Genomic DNA, 16,147 nt, shown 5'->3' on the forward strand with positions numbered 1-16,147 from the left:
CAGGATCGGGGCTAAGTCCTCTTCCTGCTTCACCTTCTTGACGCCGGCCCGGCATGGTTTCTCTCCAAGCTGGCCAATTCGGAACCTGACGGTTTAATTCACCTCGGAAAATTTCCATGCCGATTACCGATCTGGTCGCACCCGAGGCGATTCTCCCGGCATTGAAGGTCAACAGCAAGAAACAGGCGCTCCAGGAGCTCGCGGCGAAGGCCGCCGAGCTGACCGGGCAGAACGAGCGCTCCGTGTTCGAGGTGCTGCTGCAGCGTGAGAAGCTCGGCACCACCGCGGTCGGCTACGGCGTCGCCATTCCGCACGGCAAACTGCCCAAGCTGGAAAAGATCTTCGGCCTGTTCGCGCGGCTCGATCGCCCGATCGATTTCGAGGCGATGGACGGCCAGCCGGTCGATCTCGTCTTCCTGCTGCTCGCCCCCGAAGGCGCCGGCGCCGATCATCTCAAGGCGCTCGCCCGCATCGCCCGTCTCCTCCGCGACCAGGACATCGCCAAGAAGCTCCGCGCCTCGCGCGATGCCCAGGCGATCTATTCGGTGCTCGCCCTGCCGCCGGCGACCGCGGCGTAATTTCTCACTGACTGCGAGAGTGCGAGTGTTTCATCTCGCTCTCGTACCCTGGACGCGAGAGTTGAGCGCGCCGTAGCCTCACACTCCGTCATTGCCGACGCGAAGACATCATTGCGCAAATGAAAACGGGCACGCCTTCGTCTGAAGACGTGCCCGCTTGAAACTCTATTCGTGCGACGCGCGCGTGCTCAGTGCACGCTCACCGCTTGCAGCTCGTTGCTCCAGGCGTTGGCGACCGCGGCTTCGCGGCTGTCGGTCAGCATGATCGGGGTGCCGTCGGCGGCGTGGAGCGCGAAGAGCTTGAGGCCCGGCGCGATTTTCGGCGCCTCGGGAAACAGGCCCGGAACGTCTTCGGAGCGGATCTGCTTCACATAGGCGATGTGGCCTTCGCCGAGGGTTGCCAGCGTCTCCGGAGAGACGTTCTTGGCTTCGTATTCGAACGCAACGTGACCTTCACTCATGGTCTCGACTCCTTCACAGAAACTAAGCGGTCGAGTCCGCTACTCGTTCCATTATTCGTGCTCATTGATAGCGATTGTCTTAACGATCCTCTCCGGTTCCGGCCGGGCCAGATCGATCGACAACAACCCGTTCTTCAGATCCGCACCCAGCACCAGCATCCCCTCCGCCAGCACGAAGGTGCGCTGGAAGTGGCGCGCGGCGATGCCGCGATGGATGTATTGCCGGGTCTTGTCGTCCTGCTGCCGCCCGCGGATCACGAGCTGGTTTTCCTCAATGCTTACATCGAGTTGGTCGCGAGTAAATCCGGCGACCGCCAGCGTGATGCGCAACCGCTCGGGCTGGCCGTCGGACCGGTCGCACCGCTCGATATTGTAGGGCGGGTAACCGTCGGCGCCTTTGACGACGCGGTCGAGCACGCGCTCGATCTCGTCGAAGCCCAGAAGGAACGGACTGGAAAGCGTTGGAACACGAGACATAGTTTACAAAGTCCTCTCGAAGCGACTTTGGCATTTCAGGGCCCTGAAACGGCACCCCTTGGTCAGCAATATGGTCATATCCCCATGTCGGTTCAAGGACGTAGCCGGGGCTGTGGATGGACCGTCCCGGCCATCCTCGACCTTGACAAGCCGGACACGACGAATCTGCGGGCGATTTATCCCAATGAAAACAACCCCCCGGCTACTGTGCATGGGGTTGTTTTCGCCGTTTTGGTCGCGGACCTGCGAAACCGGTCAGGCCTCGATCCGCGTCCGTCCGTCGTCGCTGAACAGATGCAGCTTTTGGCGCACCGCTGCGACGCGGATTTTCTGGCCGATCGGCGGCGCCTCGGAGCCGGGAATGCGGACGATGACCTCGCCGGGCGGCAGCTCGCCCGGATTGGCTGCGATGCGCTGCTCGTCCTGCGCCCGCGTGCCGTAGACGAAGGTTTCGGCGCCGACGCGCTCGATCGCCTCGACAGTCAACGCAAGCGCGACGCCGCCGGCGGGCGTCTGGTCGGTGATGACGAAATCCTCGGGACGGATGCCGAGGATGCCGGCGTCGGCGCTGCCGAGCTGCGATTTGATCTCGTCGGCGCGCGTCGACATCAGATTCATCGGCGGCGCCCCGATGAAGGAGGCGACGAAGGTCGTGGCCGGCTTCTCGTAGATCGCCAGGGGATTGCCGACCTGCTCGACCTTGCCGCCATTCATCACCACGAGAATGTCGGCGAGCGTCATCGCCTCGAGCTGGTCGTGGGTGACGTAGATCGACGTCGTGTTGAGCCGGCGCTGCAATTTGCGGATCTCGACGCGCATCGCGATGCGCAGTTTCGCGTCGAGGTTCGACAGCGGCTCGTCGAACAGGAACACCTTAGGCTGGCGCACAATGGCGCGGCCCATCGCGACGCGCTGACGCTGGCCGCCGGACAATTGTCCGGGCTTGCGATCGAGCATGGTGCCGAGCTCGAGAATGCGCGCGGCTTCCTGCACTCGCGTCTCGATCTCGGGCTTCGGCATGCCGCGATTGCGCAGGCCGTAGGCCATGTTGTTGTAGACGCTCATATGCGGATAGAGCGCGTAGTTCTGGAACACCATCGCGATGTCGCGATCGGCCGGCTCGACCTGGTTGACGACGCGTCCGCCGATGTCGATCTCGCCCGAGCTGATGGTCTCGAGCCCCGCAACCATCCGGAGCAGCGTTGACTTGCCGCAGCCCGATGGACCGACCAGCACGCAGAACTGCCCGTCGGCGACATCGACGTCGACGCCTTTGATCGCCTCGAAACCGTTGGGATAGGCCTTGCGGACGTTGCGCAGGGTAACATTGGCCATAGGCCTACTTCTCCGTTTCGATCAGGCCCTTCACGAACAGGCGCTGCAAAAGCACGACGATCGCCACTGGCGGCAGCATCGCGAGCACCGCGGTCGCCATCGCGACCGACCATTCCGTGAGTGCGTCCTTCACATCGATGATCTTCTTGATGCCGATCACGATGGTCTGCATGTCGTCGCGCGTGGTGATCAGGAGCGGCCAGAGATACTGGTTCCAGCCGTAGATGAAGAGGATGACGAACAGCGCGGCGATGTTGGTCACCGAGAGCGGCAGCAGCGTATCGAAGAAGAAGCGGATCGGGCCGGCGCCATCCATCTTCGAGGCCTCGACCAGCTCCTTCGGGATGGTCATGAAGAACTGCCGGAACAGCAGCGTCGCCGTCGCGGACGCGATCAATGGCAGGATCAGGCCGGAATAGGAATCCAGCATGTGCAGGTCGGACGTGATCTTGTAGGTCGGGAAGATGCGCACCTCGACCGGCAGCATCAGCGTGACGAAGATGGTCCAGAACGTCGCCATGCGGAACGGGAAGTTGAAGAACACGATGGCGTAGGCCGAGAGGATGGAGATCGCGATTTTTCCGACCGCGATCCCCACCGCCATGATGAAGCTCGCCATCAGCATGCTGCCGACCGGCTCGCGCGTGGTCCTGCCGGCACCGGAGACGATGGTGTTCCAATAGGTCTCGAGCGCGTGGCTGCCGGGATAGAGCGGCATCTGGCCGTTGGCGATGACGGTGTTGTCGTGGGTGGACGCGATGATCGCGAGATAGACCGGGAAGGCGACCACGGCCACGCCGGCCAGCAGCACCAGGTGAGGCAACAGATTTCCAAATCGGCGATGCTCTACCATGGCTCAGTAATGCACTTTCTTTTCGACGTAGCGGAACTGGATCGCGGTGAGCCCGATGACGATGATCATGAGGATCACCGATTGCGCCGCCGAGCCGCCGAGATCGGAGCCGGCCTTGCCGTCGAGAAACACCTTGTAGACCAGCGTCGACGTGGATCCGTTCGGGCCGCCTTCGGTTGCGGTGTCGATGATGCCGAGCGTGTTGAAGAAGGCATAGGTGATGTTGACGACGATCAGGAAGAACGTCGTCGGCGACAGCAGCGGGAAGACGATGGTCCAGAACCGCCGCGCGGGCCTCGCCCCGTCGATCGCGGCCGCCTCGATCACGCTCTTCGGGATCGACTGCAGGCCGGCGAGGAAGAACAGGAAATTGTAGCTGATCTGGTTCCAGACCGCGACGATGACGATCAGGATCATCGCATGGTTGCCGTTGAGCACAGGATTCCAGTCGATGCCGTTGCGCTGGAGCGCGCGCGCGATCATGCCGAGCCCCGGCTGGAACATGAAGATGAACAGCACGCTCGCCACGGCAGGGGCGACGGCATAGGGGATGATCAGGAAGGTGCGATAGATCTGCACGCCCGCGATGTTGCGGTTCGCCATGACGGCGAGCAGGAGTCCGATGGCGAGCGAGAAGAACACCACGAGCAGCGAGAAGAAGAAGGTGGTGCCGATCGCGTGATAATATTCGGGCGTCTTCAGCAGGGTGACGTAATTCTCGAACCAGACGAACTCGGTCGAGAGCCCGAAGGCATCCTGCACCAGGAAGGATTGCCAGAGCGCCTGCGCCGCCGGCCAGTAAAAGAAGATCAGGGAGATCGCAAGCTGCGGAAATACCAGGAGGCAGGCGAGGAGCCTGCCTGAGAAGATCGCCCGGTTCTCCATGAAGCCCCCGCCTCAATTGTGTGATCGTGGCTGCGGCCCGTCCGCAGCCACGATGTGACGACGCTACTTGGTCGCGGTGCGCTCGAACTGACGCAGCATCTGGTTGCCGCGCGAGACCGCGGCATCGAGCGCCTCCTTGGCCGACTTCTTGCCGGCGAGCGCTGCCTCGATTTCTTCGGACCAGACGTCGCGCATCTGCACCATTCCGCCGAAGCGCAGGCCGCGGGAGTTGTCCGTCGGCGGCTTGTTGGTCAGTTCCTTCAGCGGCACTTCGAGAATCGGATTCTTCTCATAGAAGCCCGACGCCTTGGTCTTGTCGTAAGCCGCCTTGGTGATCGGCAGATAGCCGGAGACCTCGTGCAGGTAGACCTGGCGGTCCGTGTCGGACAGGAAGGTGAAGAACTTCGCGATGCCCTTGTACTCTTCCTTGGACTTGCCGCCCATGACCCACAGTGAAGCGCCGCCGATGATGGAGTTCTGCGGCGCGTCCTTGGCGTCCGGGAAATAGGGCATCGGAACCGCCGTATAGTTGAACTTCGCGTTCGCCTTGACGTTCGGATAGAAGGCCGAGGACGTCATGTAGAGCGCGCATTCGCCGGAGGTGAAACGACCTTCGCCGGTGTTGGTGCGACCCGAATAGTCGTAGCTCTTGTCCTTTTGCAGCTCGACGAGATTTTCCAGAAGCTTGGTCTCGAGCGGATTGTTGAATTCCAGCACGGTGTCGAAGCCGTCGAGCCCGTTGGCCTTCGTGCCGATCGGGATATTGTGCCAGGCCGAGAACTGCTCGATGAAGCCCCAGGTGACCCAGGACGACGAGAAGCCGCAGGTCGGGCTCGTCGCATGCAGCTTCTTGGCATCCGCGAACACCTCGGGCCAGGTCTTCGGCGGCGCGTCGATGCCGGCCTTCTTCAGGGCGTCGAGGTTGGCCCACATGACCATGCTCGACGAGTTGAACGGGAACGAGAGCATCTCGCCCTTCGCGGTCGAGTAGTAGCCGGTGATTGCCGGCAGGTAGGACTGCGGATCGAACTTCTCGCCCTGCTCCTTCATGAGATCCGAGACGGGCTTGATGGCGCCCTTGGCGGCCATCATGGTCGCGGTGCCGACCTCGAACACCTGCATGATGCCCGGTGCGTTGCCGGCGCGGAACGCCGCGATGCCGGCGTTCAACGTGTCGGCATAGCTGCCCTTGAAGGTCGGGACGATCTTGTAGTCGCCCTGAGACGCGTTGAAATCGTTGGCAAGCTTGACCACGACGTCGTTGTTCGGGCCGGTCATCGCGTGCCACCACTGGATTTCGGTCACGGCCCACGCGGGCGAAGCGCCCGAACCAACCATGGCTGCAACAGCGGCAGCCGCTCCAAAGCGTCGAAGAGCCATCAAGTAAACCTCCCTTGGGTCGTCAAAATGATCGCTTGCGCTAGCAGCGCCATATGACGTTCACATGACTGTGTAAGCGGCCGAAACGAAAGCGGCAAGCGCTGGAAAAGGGAAGCCGTCAAATAGGCGAATGCCGAGCGTGCAGCCGCCTCCGTTCGCGGTGCACATGCGCGCCCGCGCCGCAGTGCGGCATTGGATCTGTGAGGCTGACGAACAGGCCGCGGGTTCAAAACCTCTCCCGCTTGCGGGAGAGGTCGCGCGTAGCACGGGTGAGTGTTCTCTCCTCCGGGGGATTGTCCCATTGCGGAGACACCCTCTCCCCAACACTCCCCCGTAAGCGGAGGAGGGAGCGCACTTGCGCTGCCGCTCGATCTTCGTCCTATCTCAGCGCTTGCGCTCGGGGCCGCAGACGGTGCCCTTCTCGACCATCGCGTCGATCTCCGCCTTGGAGTAGCCGAACTCGCCCAGCACTTCCTGGGAGTGCTGGCTGAATTTCGGCGGCAGGCGGCGCAGGCTCGGCTTGCTGCGATCGAGCCGGATCGGCGAGGCGACACCCTTGTACCAGTCCTTCTCGATGATGTCGCCGCGATGGATCGTGTGCGGGTTCGTCAACGCCTGGTCGATCTTCTGCACAGGGCCCGCCGGCAGGCCCGCGGCAAGCAGGCGATTGCACAGCGGCTCGGCCTCGTGCTGGCTGAACACGGCGGCAAGCTCGGCCCGCAGCGCCTCGCGATTGGCGATGCGGTCCTTGTTGCGGGCGAAGCGCGGATCGGTGCCGAGCTCGGGCTTGCCGATCTCCTTGGCGAGCTTGCGGAAGGTGCCGTCATTGCCGACGCCGATGAAGATGTCGTCGGTCTTGGTCGGGAAGATCGCGTAGGGCACGAGGTTGGGATGCTCGTTGCCGGTGAGCGACGGCGGCTTGCCATGCATGAAATAGTTCGCAGTGTGCGGATGCATGATGGCAAGGCCGGTCTCGTACAGCGTCGTCTCCAGGAACTGCCCCTGGCCCGAGCGCTGCCGCTCCGACAGCGCCATCAGGATGCCGATCGCCGCATACAGCCCGGTGGTGATGTCGACCAGCGGCACGCCGATCCGCATCGGCCCGCTCTCGGGCGAGCCGGTTGCAGCGATCATGCCGGTCATGGCCTGGATGATGGCGTCATAGCCGGGATTGCCGCCGCGCGGCCCGTCGGCGCCGAAGCCGCAGATCCGGCAATGCACGAGGCGCGGGAATTTTTCGCGCAGCACCTCGCTGCCGATGCCCCATTTCTCCAGCGTGCCCGGCTTGAAATTCTCGATCAGGACGTCGGCCGTCTCCAGCATCTTGAGCAGAACAGTTCGGCCGCCTTCGGAGGCGAGGTCGAGGCCGATCGAGCGCTTGTTGCGGTTGATGCCGACGAAATAGGCCGCGTCCTCCTCGTGGAAGGGCGGGCCCCAGTCGCGCACCTCGTCGCCGGCGGGCGGCTCGACCTTGATCACGTCGGCGCCATGGTCGGCGAGAATCTGGGTGCAATAGGGGCCGCCGAGCACGCGCGTGAGATCGATGACGCGCAGTCCACTCATTGCGCCTGGTGCGGCTCCAGAACTGGCGGCTTCAGTCATGCCTTCGCTTCCCCTGTGTCGATCATTGATCACAGGCCTAGCGAGGTTTTTTTGCCCCAGCAATGGCTTGGTGCGTAGGGGCGTATGCGGTGCCGCCGCGCCATCCCGCGGGATGGCAAATCAAGAATCTGGCAAATCGAACCGAAGCGGCCGGCCCGAGGGGGATCCCGGGCCAGCCAATCCGCCGTTGGATCAGACGACCGTCAGGCGAACGTCGACATTGCCGCGCGTCGCGTTGGAATACGGGCACACCTGGTGCGCCTTCTCGACCAGCGCCTCGGCCTCCGCGCGGGCAAGGCCCGGCAACGAGACGGCGAGATCGATGTCGAGCCCGAAGCCGCCGGCCGAGCGCGGGCCGATGCCGACCGTCGAGGTCACGGAGGCATCGCCGGGAACCTTCGGGCCGCCTTGCGAGGCCACGAACTTCATCGCGCCGATGAAGCAGGCGGCATAGCCGGCCGCAAACAGCTGCTCGGGATTGTTGCCTGCGCCGCCGCCGCCGCCGAGCTCCTTCGGCGTGGTGAGCTTGACGTCGAGCGCGCCGTCGAGGGTCGCAGCATGGCCGTCACGGCCGCCGGTGGCTTTTGCGCTGGTCTTGTAGAGGACGTTCACGGACATTTTCGTCTCCTCAGGTCTTCGGGTTGGGGTGACGCTTCTATCGCAAACAATTAGATTGTGCGCAATTGAAATCAGACTGTCTCACATTTAATTGTTCGCAATTGAATGTGCCGCCTGCCGGGCCCAGAATGAGGAAAGCCCCGTGAGATTCTCCATGCCCCGGAAACATCCGGCAGCGGACCAGCCGCTTCGCCTCGACAACCAGATCTGCTTCGCGGTCTATTCCGCTGCGCATGCCTTCAACCGCGTCTACAAGCCGCTGCTGGACCGGCTCGGCCTGACCTATCCGCAATATCTGGTGATGCTGGTGCTGTGGGAGCGCGACGACGTGCCGGTCAAGGACATCGGTGAAAGGCTGTTCCTCGATTCCGGCACGCTGACACCGCTGCTCAAGCGGCTCGAGGCCGCCCATCTCGTCAAGCGCACGCGCTCGAGCGAGGACGAACGCCAGGTGCTGATCGCGCTGACGGCGCAGGGCCACGCCCTGAAGGACAAGGCGCGCGCCGTTCCGCAATCGATCCTGGCGGCGTCGGACTGCTCGGTCTCGGAACTGGTCGCGATGAAGGACGAGATCGTCGCGCTACGCGACCGGCTGAATGCGGTGATCGGGGAGTAGGGCGGTTAGCGCGGGCAATCAGAAGTATTTCTTTGCGAAAGCTCGCCCCGAGCCGGATTTAAGATATCGCTCGAATGCGACGGCGCGTGCGGCATCATCAAATGCGAAATAGGTTCGTATTCTCCAGGGACCATATTTCGACGTGTGAGGAACCTCTCCGGCATTATGCTTGGCTAAACGAGCCCGCAGGTCGTCGGTGACGCCCACATAAAAATGCTCGTGGTCGAGACTTTCGAGAATGTAGACGTACTTCGTGTCCCATACCCCCCACGAGGACAGGATACAAAACCAGTCTAAGGATGCGATTGGGAATTTGCCCAGGCCCGCCGTCGCCCTTCGGGCTACGGCGAGGCAGCCTTCGCTACGATGGGGCTTGCCCAGCCGAAGCAGGCGCAGCCTGCGAAGGCTGGTGGAGCCAGGCGGGATCGAACCGCCGACCTCTTGCATGCCATGCAAGCGCTCTCCCAGCTGAGCTATGGCCCCTTAGTCTTCCAGTTGGGTGGGTCCTGGGGGACCCGTCCCGGCCGGCGAGCCCTAAGCGACTCGCGCGGTGCACCCTTTTTCACAGATCAGGGCTGATCTCAAGTCTCTTCATCGCCGCCGACGTCACCAATGATGTCGGTCACGTCTTCGTCGCCTTCTTCCTCGTCGGGGATGAAGGTCGAATCATCGTCATCGTCGTCGTCGAGTGTCTCGTCGACCTCGATGTCGTCCTCGGATTCGGGCACCACGGCCTTGACCTTGCCGGTGTTTTCCTCGGCATCGGCCTCCTCGAGCGAGACCTCCTCGACCTCCGCCGGCTCCGGCGTGGTGTCGGCGGCTGCTGCGTGGCGGGCTTCGGCGCCGCGGGGCGCGCGCGCCGGCGCCACGGGCGCAATCGGCACGACTTCACCGGTATAGGGTGAGATCACCGGATTCTTGTTGAGGTCATAGAATTTCTTGCCCGTGGTCGGGCAAATACGTTTGGTTCCGAGTTCGGACTTGGCCACGGCAGGAATCCTGGAGATGTCTGAAAAGCGGTGCTTCACTTGGCTAGTTGGCGGCCCGCTGTCAATAGCGCATTACGGGAGAAAGACATGCCCGTGACGGCGGGGAGACCATGTGGTACCTGCCCCGGAAACCCGGCAGGGATGTTTTGGGCCTATCCAAGGACGCAATCTTGACCCATTCCGACAAGCCGACGCCGCTTCAGTCGCGCGCAAGCGGTCCCCTGACCGGGAGGGTACGGGTGCCCGGGGACAAGTCGATCTCCCACCGCGCCCTCATCCTGGGCGCGCTCGCGGTCGGCGAGACCCGGATTTCGGGCCTCCTCGAGGGCGAGGACGTGCTCAACACCGCCAAATCCATGCAGGCCCTGGGCGCCAAGGTCGAGCGCATCGGCGATTTCGCCTGGAAGGTGCAGGGGGTGGGCGTCGCGGGCTTCGCCCAGCCCAGGGCGCCGCTCGATTTCGGCAACTCCGGCACCGGCTGCCGGCTCGTCATGGGCGCCGTCGCCGGCTGCCCGATCTCGGCGGTCTTCGACGGCGATGCCTCGTTGCGCAGCCGCCCCATGCGCCGGATCCTGGATCCGTTGGAAAAGATGGGCGCGCGGGTCGTCTCCGGTGGCGAGGGCGGCCGCTTGCCGCTGACCGTCCAGGGCGCGCGCGATCCGCTGCCCATCACCTACAAGACCCCGGTCGCCTCGGCCCAGATCAAATCGGCCGTGCTGCTGGCGGGCCTGGCCGCGCCCGGCGCCACCACGGTGATCGAGTCCGAGGCCAGTCGCGACCACACCGAGTTGATGCTGAAGCATTTTGGTGCGGAGATCATCTCCGTGCCGGAGGGCCTGCACGGCCGCCGCATTACGCTCACGGGTCAGCCCGAGCTGCATGGCGCCACCGTCGTGGTGCCCGCCGATCCCTCGTCGGCGGCGTTCCCGGTCGTTGCCGCGCTGATCGTAGAAGGCTCCGATATCGTCCTGTCCGACGTCATGACCAATCCGCTGCGGACCGGTCTTTTCACGACGCTGCGCGAAATGGGCGCCTCGATCGAGGAAAGCGAGGTGCGCGGCGACGCCGGCGAGCCGATGGCGAAGCTGCGCGTGCGCGCCTCGAAACTGCGCGGAGTCGAGGTGCCGCCGGAGCGCGCACCGTCGATGATCGACGAATATCTCGTGCTGGCGGTGGCGGCCTCCTTCGCCGAGGGCACGACGATCATGCGCGGCCTGCAGGAGCTGCGCGTGAAGGAATCCGACCGCCTGGAAGCCACCGCCGACATGCTGCGCGTCAACGGCGTCAAGGTCGAGGTCTCCGGCGACGATCTGATCGTCGAGGGCCGCGGCCACGTCCCTGGCGGCGGCACAGTCGCCACCCACATGGACCATCGCATCGCGATGTCCGCGCTGGTGATGGGCTGCGCCTCCGATCGGCCCGTGACCGTCGACGACACCGCCTTCATCGCCACCAGCTTTCCGGATTTCATTCCGATGATGCGTTCGCTCGGGGCCGAGTTTTCATGATCATCGCCATCGACGGGCCCGCGGCCTCGGGAAAGGGGACGCTCGGCAAGCGTCTTGCCCACCACTATGGCTACCGTCATCTCGATACCGGCGTGATCTATCGCGCGGTGGCCTACGCCCTGATGCAGTCCGGTCATGATCTCCGGGACGAGGCGGCGGCGGTCGCGGCGGCGCTGGAACTCGATCCTGAAAAGTTCGGCAATCCCGCCCTGAAAACCCAGAAGGCCGGCGAGGGCGCCTCCATCGTCTCGGCCATCCCCAGGGTCCGCGAGGCCCTGATCAATTTCCAGCGGCAATTCGCCGCCGATCCGCCGGGAGCGGTGCTGGACGGCCGGGACATTGGAACCGTGATCTGCCCGCATGCCGACGTGAAGATCTTCGTCGTCGCCGACCCCAGGGTCCGCGCCCGCCGCCGGACCATGGAGGCCAGGGCGCGGGGCGAGGAGGCGGACGAGGCGGCCGTGCTCGCCGACATCATCCAGCGCGACGAACGCGACAAGAACCGGCCGATTGCGCCCCTGAAGCCGGCCGCCGATGCTTACTTGCTAGATAACTCCCAACTGGATATAGAGGGCGGCGTCCGGGCCGCCATCGACATTATCGAGGCCGTCCGAGCGGGCCGGTCGCGGGGTTAAGCCGCTGCCGTCATTGGAGGAAGCGCCCGCTCCCGCTCTATGAGGTCGATACCTTCGGTCCCTGTTTCGGGGCCGTCGCGATCCAGGCTCCGGACACAGATTTCCACGTATCGAACGCGCGGGCCTCAGCCGGCCCGCTTCCGCTGTTCCGCCTCCAGGCCGGAGCAGCGAGCGGTCGCTCGAAGGTCTTGCGGACCTTCCGACACTGCGCGTGCGATCCGCCCATGAACCCAACGGCCGGCACGACATCCGCAACTGGAGAACAAATGGCTTCGACTTCCGCTGATACCTATAGCCCGTCGCGTGACGATTTCGCCGCGATGCTCGACGAGTCCTTCGCAGGCGGCAACCTGCAGGAAAGCTCCGTCGTCAAGGGCAAGGTGGTTGCAATTGAAAAGGACATGGCCGTCATCGACGTCGGCCTGAAGACCGAGGGCCGCGTCGCCCTTCGCGAATTTTCCGGCCCCGGCCGTGACAGCGAGATCAAGGTCGGCGACGAGGTGGAAGTGTTCCTCGATCGCATCGAGAACGCCCTCGGCGAAGCCGTGCTGTCGCGCGACAAGGCGCGCCGCGAAGAGAGCTGGGGCAAGCTCGAGAAGGCGTTCCAGAACAACGAGAAGGTCAACGGCGTCATCTTCAACCAGGTCAAGGGCGGCTTCACCGTCGACCTCGACGGTGCCGTGGCCTTCCTGCCGCGCTCGCAGGTCGACATCCGTCCGATCCGCGACGTTGCGCCGCTGATGAACAACTCGCAGCCGTTCCAGATCCTCAAGATGGACCGCCGCCGCGGCAACATCGTGGTGTCGCGCCGCACGGTTCTCGAAGAGACCCGCGCCGAGCAGCGCCAGGAGCTGGTGCAGAATCTCGAAGAGGGTCAGGTCATCGACGGCGTGGTCAAGAACATCACCGATTACGGTGCGTTCGTTGATCTCGGCGGCATCGACGGCCTGCTGCACGTCACCGACATCGCGTGGCGCCGCGTCAACCACCCGACCGAGGTGCTCTCGATCGGCCAGACCGTGAAGGTCAAGATCATCAAGATCAACCACGAGACGCACCGCATCTCGCTGGGCATGAAGCAGCTGCTGGACGATCCGTGGCAGGGCATCGAAGCCAAGTACCCGCTGGGTGCCCGCTTCACCGGCCGTGTCACCAACATCACCGACTACGGCGCGTTCGTCGAGCTCGAGCCGGGCATCGAAGGCCTGATCCACGTCTCCGAGATGTCGTGGACCAAGAAGAACATGCACCCCGGCAAGATCGTCTCGACCTCGCAGGAAGTCGAAGTGCAGGTGCTGGAAGTCGATTCCGTCAAGCGCCGCATCTCGCTCGGCCTCAAGCAGACCATGCGCAACCCCTGGGAGGTCTTTGTCGAAGGTCACCCGACCGGTTCGACGGTCGAAGGCGAGGTCAAGAACAAGACCGAATTCGGTCTGTTCCTGGGCCTCGAGGGCGACGTCGACGGCATGGTCCATCTCTCCGACCTCGACTGGAAGCTTCCGGGCGAGCAGGTGATCGACAACTACAAGAAGGGCGACATGGTGAAGGCCGTGGTGCTCGATGTGGACGTCGAGAAGGAGCGCATCTCGCTCGGCATCAAGCAGCTCGAAGGCGACCCCTTCGCCGAGCCGGGCGATGTCAAGAAGGGCGCGGTCGTGACCTGCGAAGTGCTCGAAGTGAAGGAGAGCGGCATCGAGGTGAAGATCGCCGGTACCGACTTCACCACGTTCGTCAAGCGCTCGGAGCTCGCCCGTGACCGCAACGACCAGCGCGCCGAACGCTTCGCCGTCGGCGAGAAGGTCGATGCCCGCGTGATCCAGTTCGACAAGAAGGCCCGCAAGGTCCAGGTGTCGATCAAGGCGCTCGAAGTCGCCGAAGAGAAGGAAGCCATCGCGCAATACGGCTCCTCCGATTCGGGAGCGACGCTCGGCGACATCCTCGGCACCGCGCTCAAGAACCGCGACAGCAAGTAAGCGAGACGCAAGTTTCGCTGTCATCAAAGCCCCGGCGCGAGCCGGGGCTTTTTTGTTGGTATGGTCGTCCCGGCCTTCGCCGGGACGACGAGGAGTGTGTGGCAACGTCCCGGTCCTTCGGGGAAGTCGGCCATCGGGCCTTGTTTTCTACAAATTGGGCCGCAATTGATGTATCCAGATAAGCCAATGGTCACGCTGTGACGGCACAACGCGCGTGGTCTTTCATTTTGGAGATATTCCGATGTCGCTCGATTCGGACATCATCGTCGACCGCCGCAGGATCCGCCGCAAGCTGACGTTCTGGCGCGTGGTGGCCGCGCTGATCGCGATCGCGGCGATCGCGGGCTTCGCGCTGATCGCGACACCCGGTGCGCGCGGCACGTTCGCATCCGCCGGCTCGATCGCGCGGGTCCAGATCGAAGGCCTGATCCGCAGCGATTCCGATCGCACCCAGGCGCTGGAGCGGCTGGAGAATTCCCAGGCCGCCGCCGTCGTCGTCCATATCAACTCGCCGGGCGGCACCACCGCCGGCTCCGAGCAGCTCTACGATTCGCTGGTACGGCTGAAAGCGAAGAAGCCGCTCGTCGTCGTGGTCGAGGGCCTCGCCGCCTCCGGCGGCTACATCACGGCCATCGCCAGCGACCACATCGTCGCCCAGCAGAGCTCGCTGGTCGGCTCGATCGGCGTGCTGTTCCAGTTTCCCAACGTCTCCGAGCTCTTGAAGACCGTCGGCGTCAAGGTCGAGGAGGTGAAGTCGTCACCGCTGAAGGCCGCGCCCAACGGTTTCGAGCCGACCAGCCCCGAGGCACGGGCCGCGCTCGATGCGCTGGTGAAGGACTCCTACGCCTGGTTCAAGGGATTGGTGAAGGAACGGCGTGGCATGGATGACACGCTGCTCGAGAAAGTGGCCGATGGCCGCGTCTTCACCGGACGCCAGGCGATCGATCTCAAGCTGATCGACCAGATCGGCGACGAGAAGACCGCAGTGGCCTGGCTGGTCGAGCAGAAGGGCGTCAAGAAGGGTCTCTCCGTGCGCGATTACAAGCTCCAGCCGCGCTTCGGCGATCTGCCGTTCCTCAAGGCGGCCGCCGCCGTAACGCTGGAAGCGCTGGGTTTGGGCTCGATTGCGCATCAAATCGGGCAAACCGGCGTCGCACAGGCGGTCGATCGGCTCGGAATGGATGGAATGCTGGCCCTGTGGCAGCCGGCGGCGTCGAACTGACGGTACCAGAGCGAGCCGTCGAGGTTTTTCCCGTCTGACGCGTGCCGGGCCAGCCCGCTTTTTCGGCATTTGTCACGCATTTTCACGACGCTCAACCTTGATTTAGCGTCTTGACAGATCAAGGTATTTTCACGGAAATGGTCATCCGCACGCTCCCGGGTCCTATCTCTCGATGATCAAATCCGAACTTGTTCAGCGTATCGCCGAGCACAACCCGCATCTGTACCAGCGGGATGTCGAGAACATTGTGAACGCGATTCTCGAAGAGATCGTAGCGGCACTCGCGCGCGGTGACCGCGTCGAGTTGCGTGGCTTCGGTGCCTTCTCGGTCAAGCATCGCCCTGCACGCGCCGGGCGTAATCCGCGGACCGGCGCTCATGTGCCCGTCGACCAGAAGAGCGTTCCGTTCTTCAAGACCGGCAAGGAAATGCGCGAACGGCTGAATCGCGACCATCCGGATCCAGGCGCGCCAGACTGAGGCCGGCGTCGGAGTTTCCCGCGGTCGCGACGGTGCGGCCCGAAGCTTGATTCAAGGCGAGCGAAGCGAGATGCGAAAGTTTCTGACCGCGCTGATCGTGATTCCGCTGGGCCTGGTCCTGGTGACTTTCGCCGTCGCCAACCGGCATTTCGTCACGGTCTCATTCGATCCCTTCGTGTCCGACGACCCGTCTTTCTCGGTCACGCTGCCGCTGTTCCTGCTCCTGATCCTGGTGGCCGCCGTCGGTGTCCTGGCGGGCGGTTGTGCCGTCTGGTTCGGCCAGCGGCACTGGCGCCGTGCGGCGCGCCGGAACGATGCGGATGCACGGGCTGCCAGAACCGAATTGGCCGGTCTGCGGGCCCAGGCGGCCGCGGCAAGGCCCGAGCCCCAGCGTCTCCCCGTTCCCTCCGGGGTGGGCCTTTACGGGCCCGTCGGGCGAGACAAGCAGCGCGCGACGTTGTAGAAGCGGCCGCAACCGAAAACCCCGGTTTTCGGCCGCAGACCCGCGGCCTCCCTTTGCTTTGAGCCCATATCCCT

The 16,147-nt window shown here is 63.9% G+C and carries 18 protein-coding genes and 1 tRNA gene; 8 read left to right on the forward strand and 11 right to left on the reverse strand.

The window, feature by feature from the left end:
* Nucleotides 1–116: 116 nt before the first annotated feature.
* On the forward strand, nucleotides 117–578 hold the full coding sequence (gene ptsN / locus JQ572_RS15240; protein ID WP_008141251.1) for a PTS IIA-like nitrogen regulatory protein PtsN: 462 nt from the start codon (nucleotides 117–119) through the stop codon (nucleotides 576–578).
* 188 nt (nucleotides 579–766) lie between these two features.
* Here ptsN and JQ572_RS15245 read toward each other — a convergent pair whose 3' ends face one another.
* From JQ572_RS15245 to JQ572_RS15280, 8 genes are all read right to left on the reverse strand, one after another.
* Nucleotides 767–1,039, reverse strand: coding sequence for a BQ00720 family protein (locus JQ572_RS15245; protein ID WP_011083553.1), 273 nt, complete (start codon nucleotides 1,037–1,039; stop codon nucleotides 767–769).
* A 51-nt stretch (nucleotides 1,040–1,090) separates the two neighbouring features.
* Nucleotides 1,091–1,516 (reverse strand): Hsp20 family protein, encoded by a 426-nt coding sequence (locus JQ572_RS15250; RefSeq protein WP_211383850.1) that lies wholly within the window; start codon nucleotides 1,514–1,516, stop codon nucleotides 1,091–1,093.
* A 255-nt stretch (nucleotides 1,517–1,771) separates the two neighbouring features.
* A complete protein-coding gene (locus JQ572_RS15255; protein ID WP_211383851.1) occupies nucleotides 1,772–2,851 on the reverse strand; it encodes a sn-glycerol-3-phosphate import ATP-binding protein UgpC in 1,080 nt (359 codons plus the stop codon).
* Nucleotides 2,852–2,855: 4 nt separating this feature from the next.
* Entirely contained in the window at nucleotides 2,856–3,704 is an 849-nt protein-coding gene (gene ugpE, locus JQ572_RS15260; protein WP_211383852.1) for a sn-glycerol-3-phosphate ABC transporter permease UgpE, read from the reverse strand.
* 3 nt (nucleotides 3,705–3,707) lie between these two features.
* Nucleotides 3,708–4,589, reverse strand: a complete 882-nt coding sequence (gene ugpA, locus JQ572_RS15265) for a sn-glycerol-3-phosphate ABC transporter permease UgpA (RefSeq protein ID WP_211383853.1) — start codon at nucleotides 4,587–4,589, stop codon at nucleotides 3,708–3,710.
* A gap of 63 nt (nucleotides 4,590–4,652) precedes the next feature.
* Entirely contained in the window at nucleotides 4,653–5,969 is a 1,317-nt protein-coding gene (gene ugpB, locus JQ572_RS15270) for a sn-glycerol-3-phosphate ABC transporter substrate-binding protein UgpB (RefSeq protein ID WP_211383854.1), read from the reverse strand.
* Nucleotides 5,970–6,353: 384 nt separating this feature from the next.
* Nucleotides 6,354–7,571 carry a CaiB/BaiF CoA transferase family protein gene (locus JQ572_RS15275; RefSeq protein ID WP_211383855.1) on the reverse strand — a complete coding sequence of 406 codons (1,218 nt, stop codon included), beginning with the start codon at nucleotides 7,569–7,571 and terminating at the stop codon, nucleotides 6,354–6,356.
* 192 nt (nucleotides 7,572–7,763) lie between these two features.
* The gene (locus tag JQ572_RS15280; RefSeq protein WP_211383856.1) at nucleotides 7,764–8,189 is read right to left on the reverse strand and encodes an organic hydroperoxide resistance protein; all 426 of its coding nucleotides are present in this window, start codon (nucleotides 8,187–8,189) and stop codon (nucleotides 7,764–7,766) included.
* Nucleotides 8,190–8,343: 154 nt separating this feature from the next.
* Between JQ572_RS15280 and JQ572_RS15285 the strand changes: the two genes are divergently transcribed.
* Nucleotides 8,344–8,805 carry a MarR family winged helix-turn-helix transcriptional regulator gene (locus JQ572_RS15285; protein ID WP_211383857.1) on the forward strand — a complete coding sequence of 154 codons (462 nt, stop codon included), beginning with the start codon at nucleotides 8,344–8,346 and terminating at the stop codon, nucleotides 8,803–8,805.
* Between the two features lie 18 nt (nucleotides 8,806–8,823).
* Here the strand turns inward: JQ572_RS15285 and JQ572_RS35525 are convergent, their stop codons facing one another.
* The 3 genes from JQ572_RS35525 to JQ572_RS15300 form a co-directional block, all read right to left on the reverse strand.
* A complete protein-coding gene (locus JQ572_RS35525) occupies nucleotides 8,824–9,252 on the reverse strand; it encodes a GIY-YIG nuclease family protein (protein ID WP_211384212.1) in 429 nt (142 codons plus the stop codon).
* Nucleotides 9,213–9,288: transfer RNA gene (locus tag JQ572_RS15295), tRNA-Ala, on the reverse strand. The genes JQ572_RS35525 and JQ572_RS15295 overlap by 40 nt, the downstream gene beginning before the upstream one ends.
* Before the next feature lie 98 nt (nucleotides 9,289–9,386).
* Complete coding sequence (locus JQ572_RS15300; RefSeq protein ID WP_211383858.1) at nucleotides 9,387–9,794, reverse strand: TIGR02300 family protein; 408 nt, start codon at nucleotides 9,792–9,794, stop codon at nucleotides 9,387–9,389.
* 110 nt (nucleotides 9,795–9,904) lie between these two features.
* Between JQ572_RS15300 and aroA the strand changes: the two genes are divergently transcribed.
* From aroA to JQ572_RS15330, 6 genes are all read left to right on the forward strand, one after another.
* Nucleotides 9,905–11,302 (forward strand): 3-phosphoshikimate 1-carboxyvinyltransferase, encoded by a 1,398-nt coding sequence (gene aroA / locus JQ572_RS15305; RefSeq protein WP_372703242.1) that lies wholly within the window; start codon nucleotides 9,905–9,907, stop codon nucleotides 11,300–11,302.
* Nucleotides 11,299–11,937: a (d)CMP kinase gene (cmk, locus tag JQ572_RS15310; RefSeq protein ID WP_211383860.1), complete on the forward strand. Its 639-nt coding sequence runs from the start codon at nucleotides 11,299–11,301 to the stop codon at nucleotides 11,935–11,937. The genes aroA and cmk overlap by 4 nt, the downstream gene beginning before the upstream one ends.
* Nucleotides 11,938–12,203: 266 nt before the next feature.
* Entirely contained in the window at nucleotides 12,204–13,910 is a 1,707-nt protein-coding gene (rpsA, locus tag JQ572_RS15315) for a 30S ribosomal protein S1 (RefSeq protein ID WP_211383861.1), read from the forward strand.
* A 241-nt stretch (nucleotides 13,911–14,151) separates the two neighbouring features.
* Nucleotides 14,152–15,132 carry a signal peptide peptidase SppA gene (sppA, locus tag JQ572_RS15320; protein WP_211383862.1) on the forward strand — a complete coding sequence of 327 codons (981 nt, stop codon included), beginning with the start codon at nucleotides 14,152–14,154 and terminating at the stop codon, nucleotides 15,130–15,132.
* 172 nt (nucleotides 15,133–15,304) lie between these two features.
* A complete protein-coding gene (locus tag JQ572_RS15325) occupies nucleotides 15,305–15,610 on the forward strand; it encodes an integration host factor subunit beta (RefSeq protein ID WP_007598410.1) in 306 nt (101 codons plus the stop codon).
* Between the two features lie 70 nt (nucleotides 15,611–15,680).
* A complete protein-coding gene (locus JQ572_RS15330; protein WP_211383863.1) occupies nucleotides 15,681–16,073 on the forward strand; it encodes a lipopolysaccharide assembly protein LapA domain-containing protein in 393 nt (130 codons plus the stop codon).
* Nucleotides 16,074–16,147: the final 74 nt, after the last annotated feature.

Source organism: Bradyrhizobium sp. SZCCT0153 (assembly GCF_018129995.1).
Taxonomy (GTDB): Bacteria; Pseudomonadota; Alphaproteobacteria; order Rhizobiales; family Xanthobacteraceae; genus Bradyrhizobium; species Bradyrhizobium japonicum_G.

Bases quoted from the DNA above. Each gene is read 5' to 3' on its own strand.
- rpsA (WP_211383861.1), top strand. From the start codon at position 12,204: ATGGCTTCGACTTCCGCTGATACCTATAGCCCGTCGCGTGACGATTTC.
- JQ572_RS15250 (WP_211383850.1), bottom strand. From the start codon at position 1,516: ATGTCTCGTGTTCCAACGCTTTCCAGTCCGTTCCTTCTGGGCTTCGAC.
- ugpB (WP_211383854.1), bottom strand. From the start codon at position 5,969: ATGGCTCTTCGACGCTTTGGAGCGGCTGCCGCTGTTGCAGCCATGGTT.
- ptsN (WP_008141251.1), top strand. From the start codon at position 117: ATGCCGATTACCGATCTGGTCGCACCCGAGGCGATTCTCCCGGCATTG.
- cmk (WP_211383860.1), top strand. From the start codon at position 11,299: ATGATCATCGCCATCGACGGGCCCGCGGCCTCGGGAAAGGGGACGCTC.
- JQ572_RS15330 (WP_211383863.1), top strand. From the start codon at position 15,681: ATGCGAAAGTTTCTGACCGCGCTGATCGTGATTCCGCTGGGCCTGGTC.
- JQ572_RS15285 (WP_211383857.1), top strand. From the start codon at position 8,344: ATGCCCCGGAAACATCCGGCAGCGGACCAGCCGCTTCGCCTCGACAAC.
- sppA (WP_211383862.1), top strand. From the start codon at position 14,152: ATGTCGCTCGATTCGGACATCATCGTCGACCGCCGCAGGATCCGCCGC.
- JQ572_RS15245 (WP_011083553.1), bottom strand. From the start codon at position 1,039: ATGAGTGAAGGTCACGTTGCGTTCGAATACGAAGCCAAGAACGTCTCT.
- aroA (WP_372703242.1), top strand. From the start codon at position 9,905: ATGTGGTACCTGCCCCGGAAACCCGGCAGGGATGTTTTGGGCCTATCC.
- JQ572_RS15275 (WP_211383855.1), bottom strand. From the start codon at position 7,571: ATGACTGAAGCCGCCAGTTCTGGAGCCGCACCAGGCGCAATGAGTGGA.
- ugpE (WP_211383852.1), bottom strand. From the start codon at position 3,704: ATGGTAGAGCATCGCCGATTTGGAAATCTGTTGCCTCACCTGGTGCTG.
- JQ572_RS15255 (WP_211383851.1), bottom strand. From the start codon at position 2,851: ATGGCCAATGTTACCCTGCGCAACGTCCGCAAGGCCTATCCCAACGGT.
- JQ572_RS35525 (WP_211384212.1), bottom strand. From the start codon at position 9,252: ATGCAAGAGGTCGGCGGTTCGATCCCGCCTGGCTCCACCAGCCTTCGC.
- JQ572_RS15280 (WP_211383856.1), bottom strand. From the start codon at position 8,189: ATGTCCGTGAACGTCCTCTACAAGACCAGCGCAAAAGCCACCGGCGGC.
- ugpA (WP_211383853.1), bottom strand. From the start codon at position 4,589: ATGGAGAACCGGGCGATCTTCTCAGGCAGGCTCCTCGCCTGCCTCCTG.
- JQ572_RS15325 (WP_007598410.1), top strand. From the start codon at position 15,305: ATGATCAAATCCGAACTTGTTCAGCGTATCGCCGAGCACAACCCGCAT.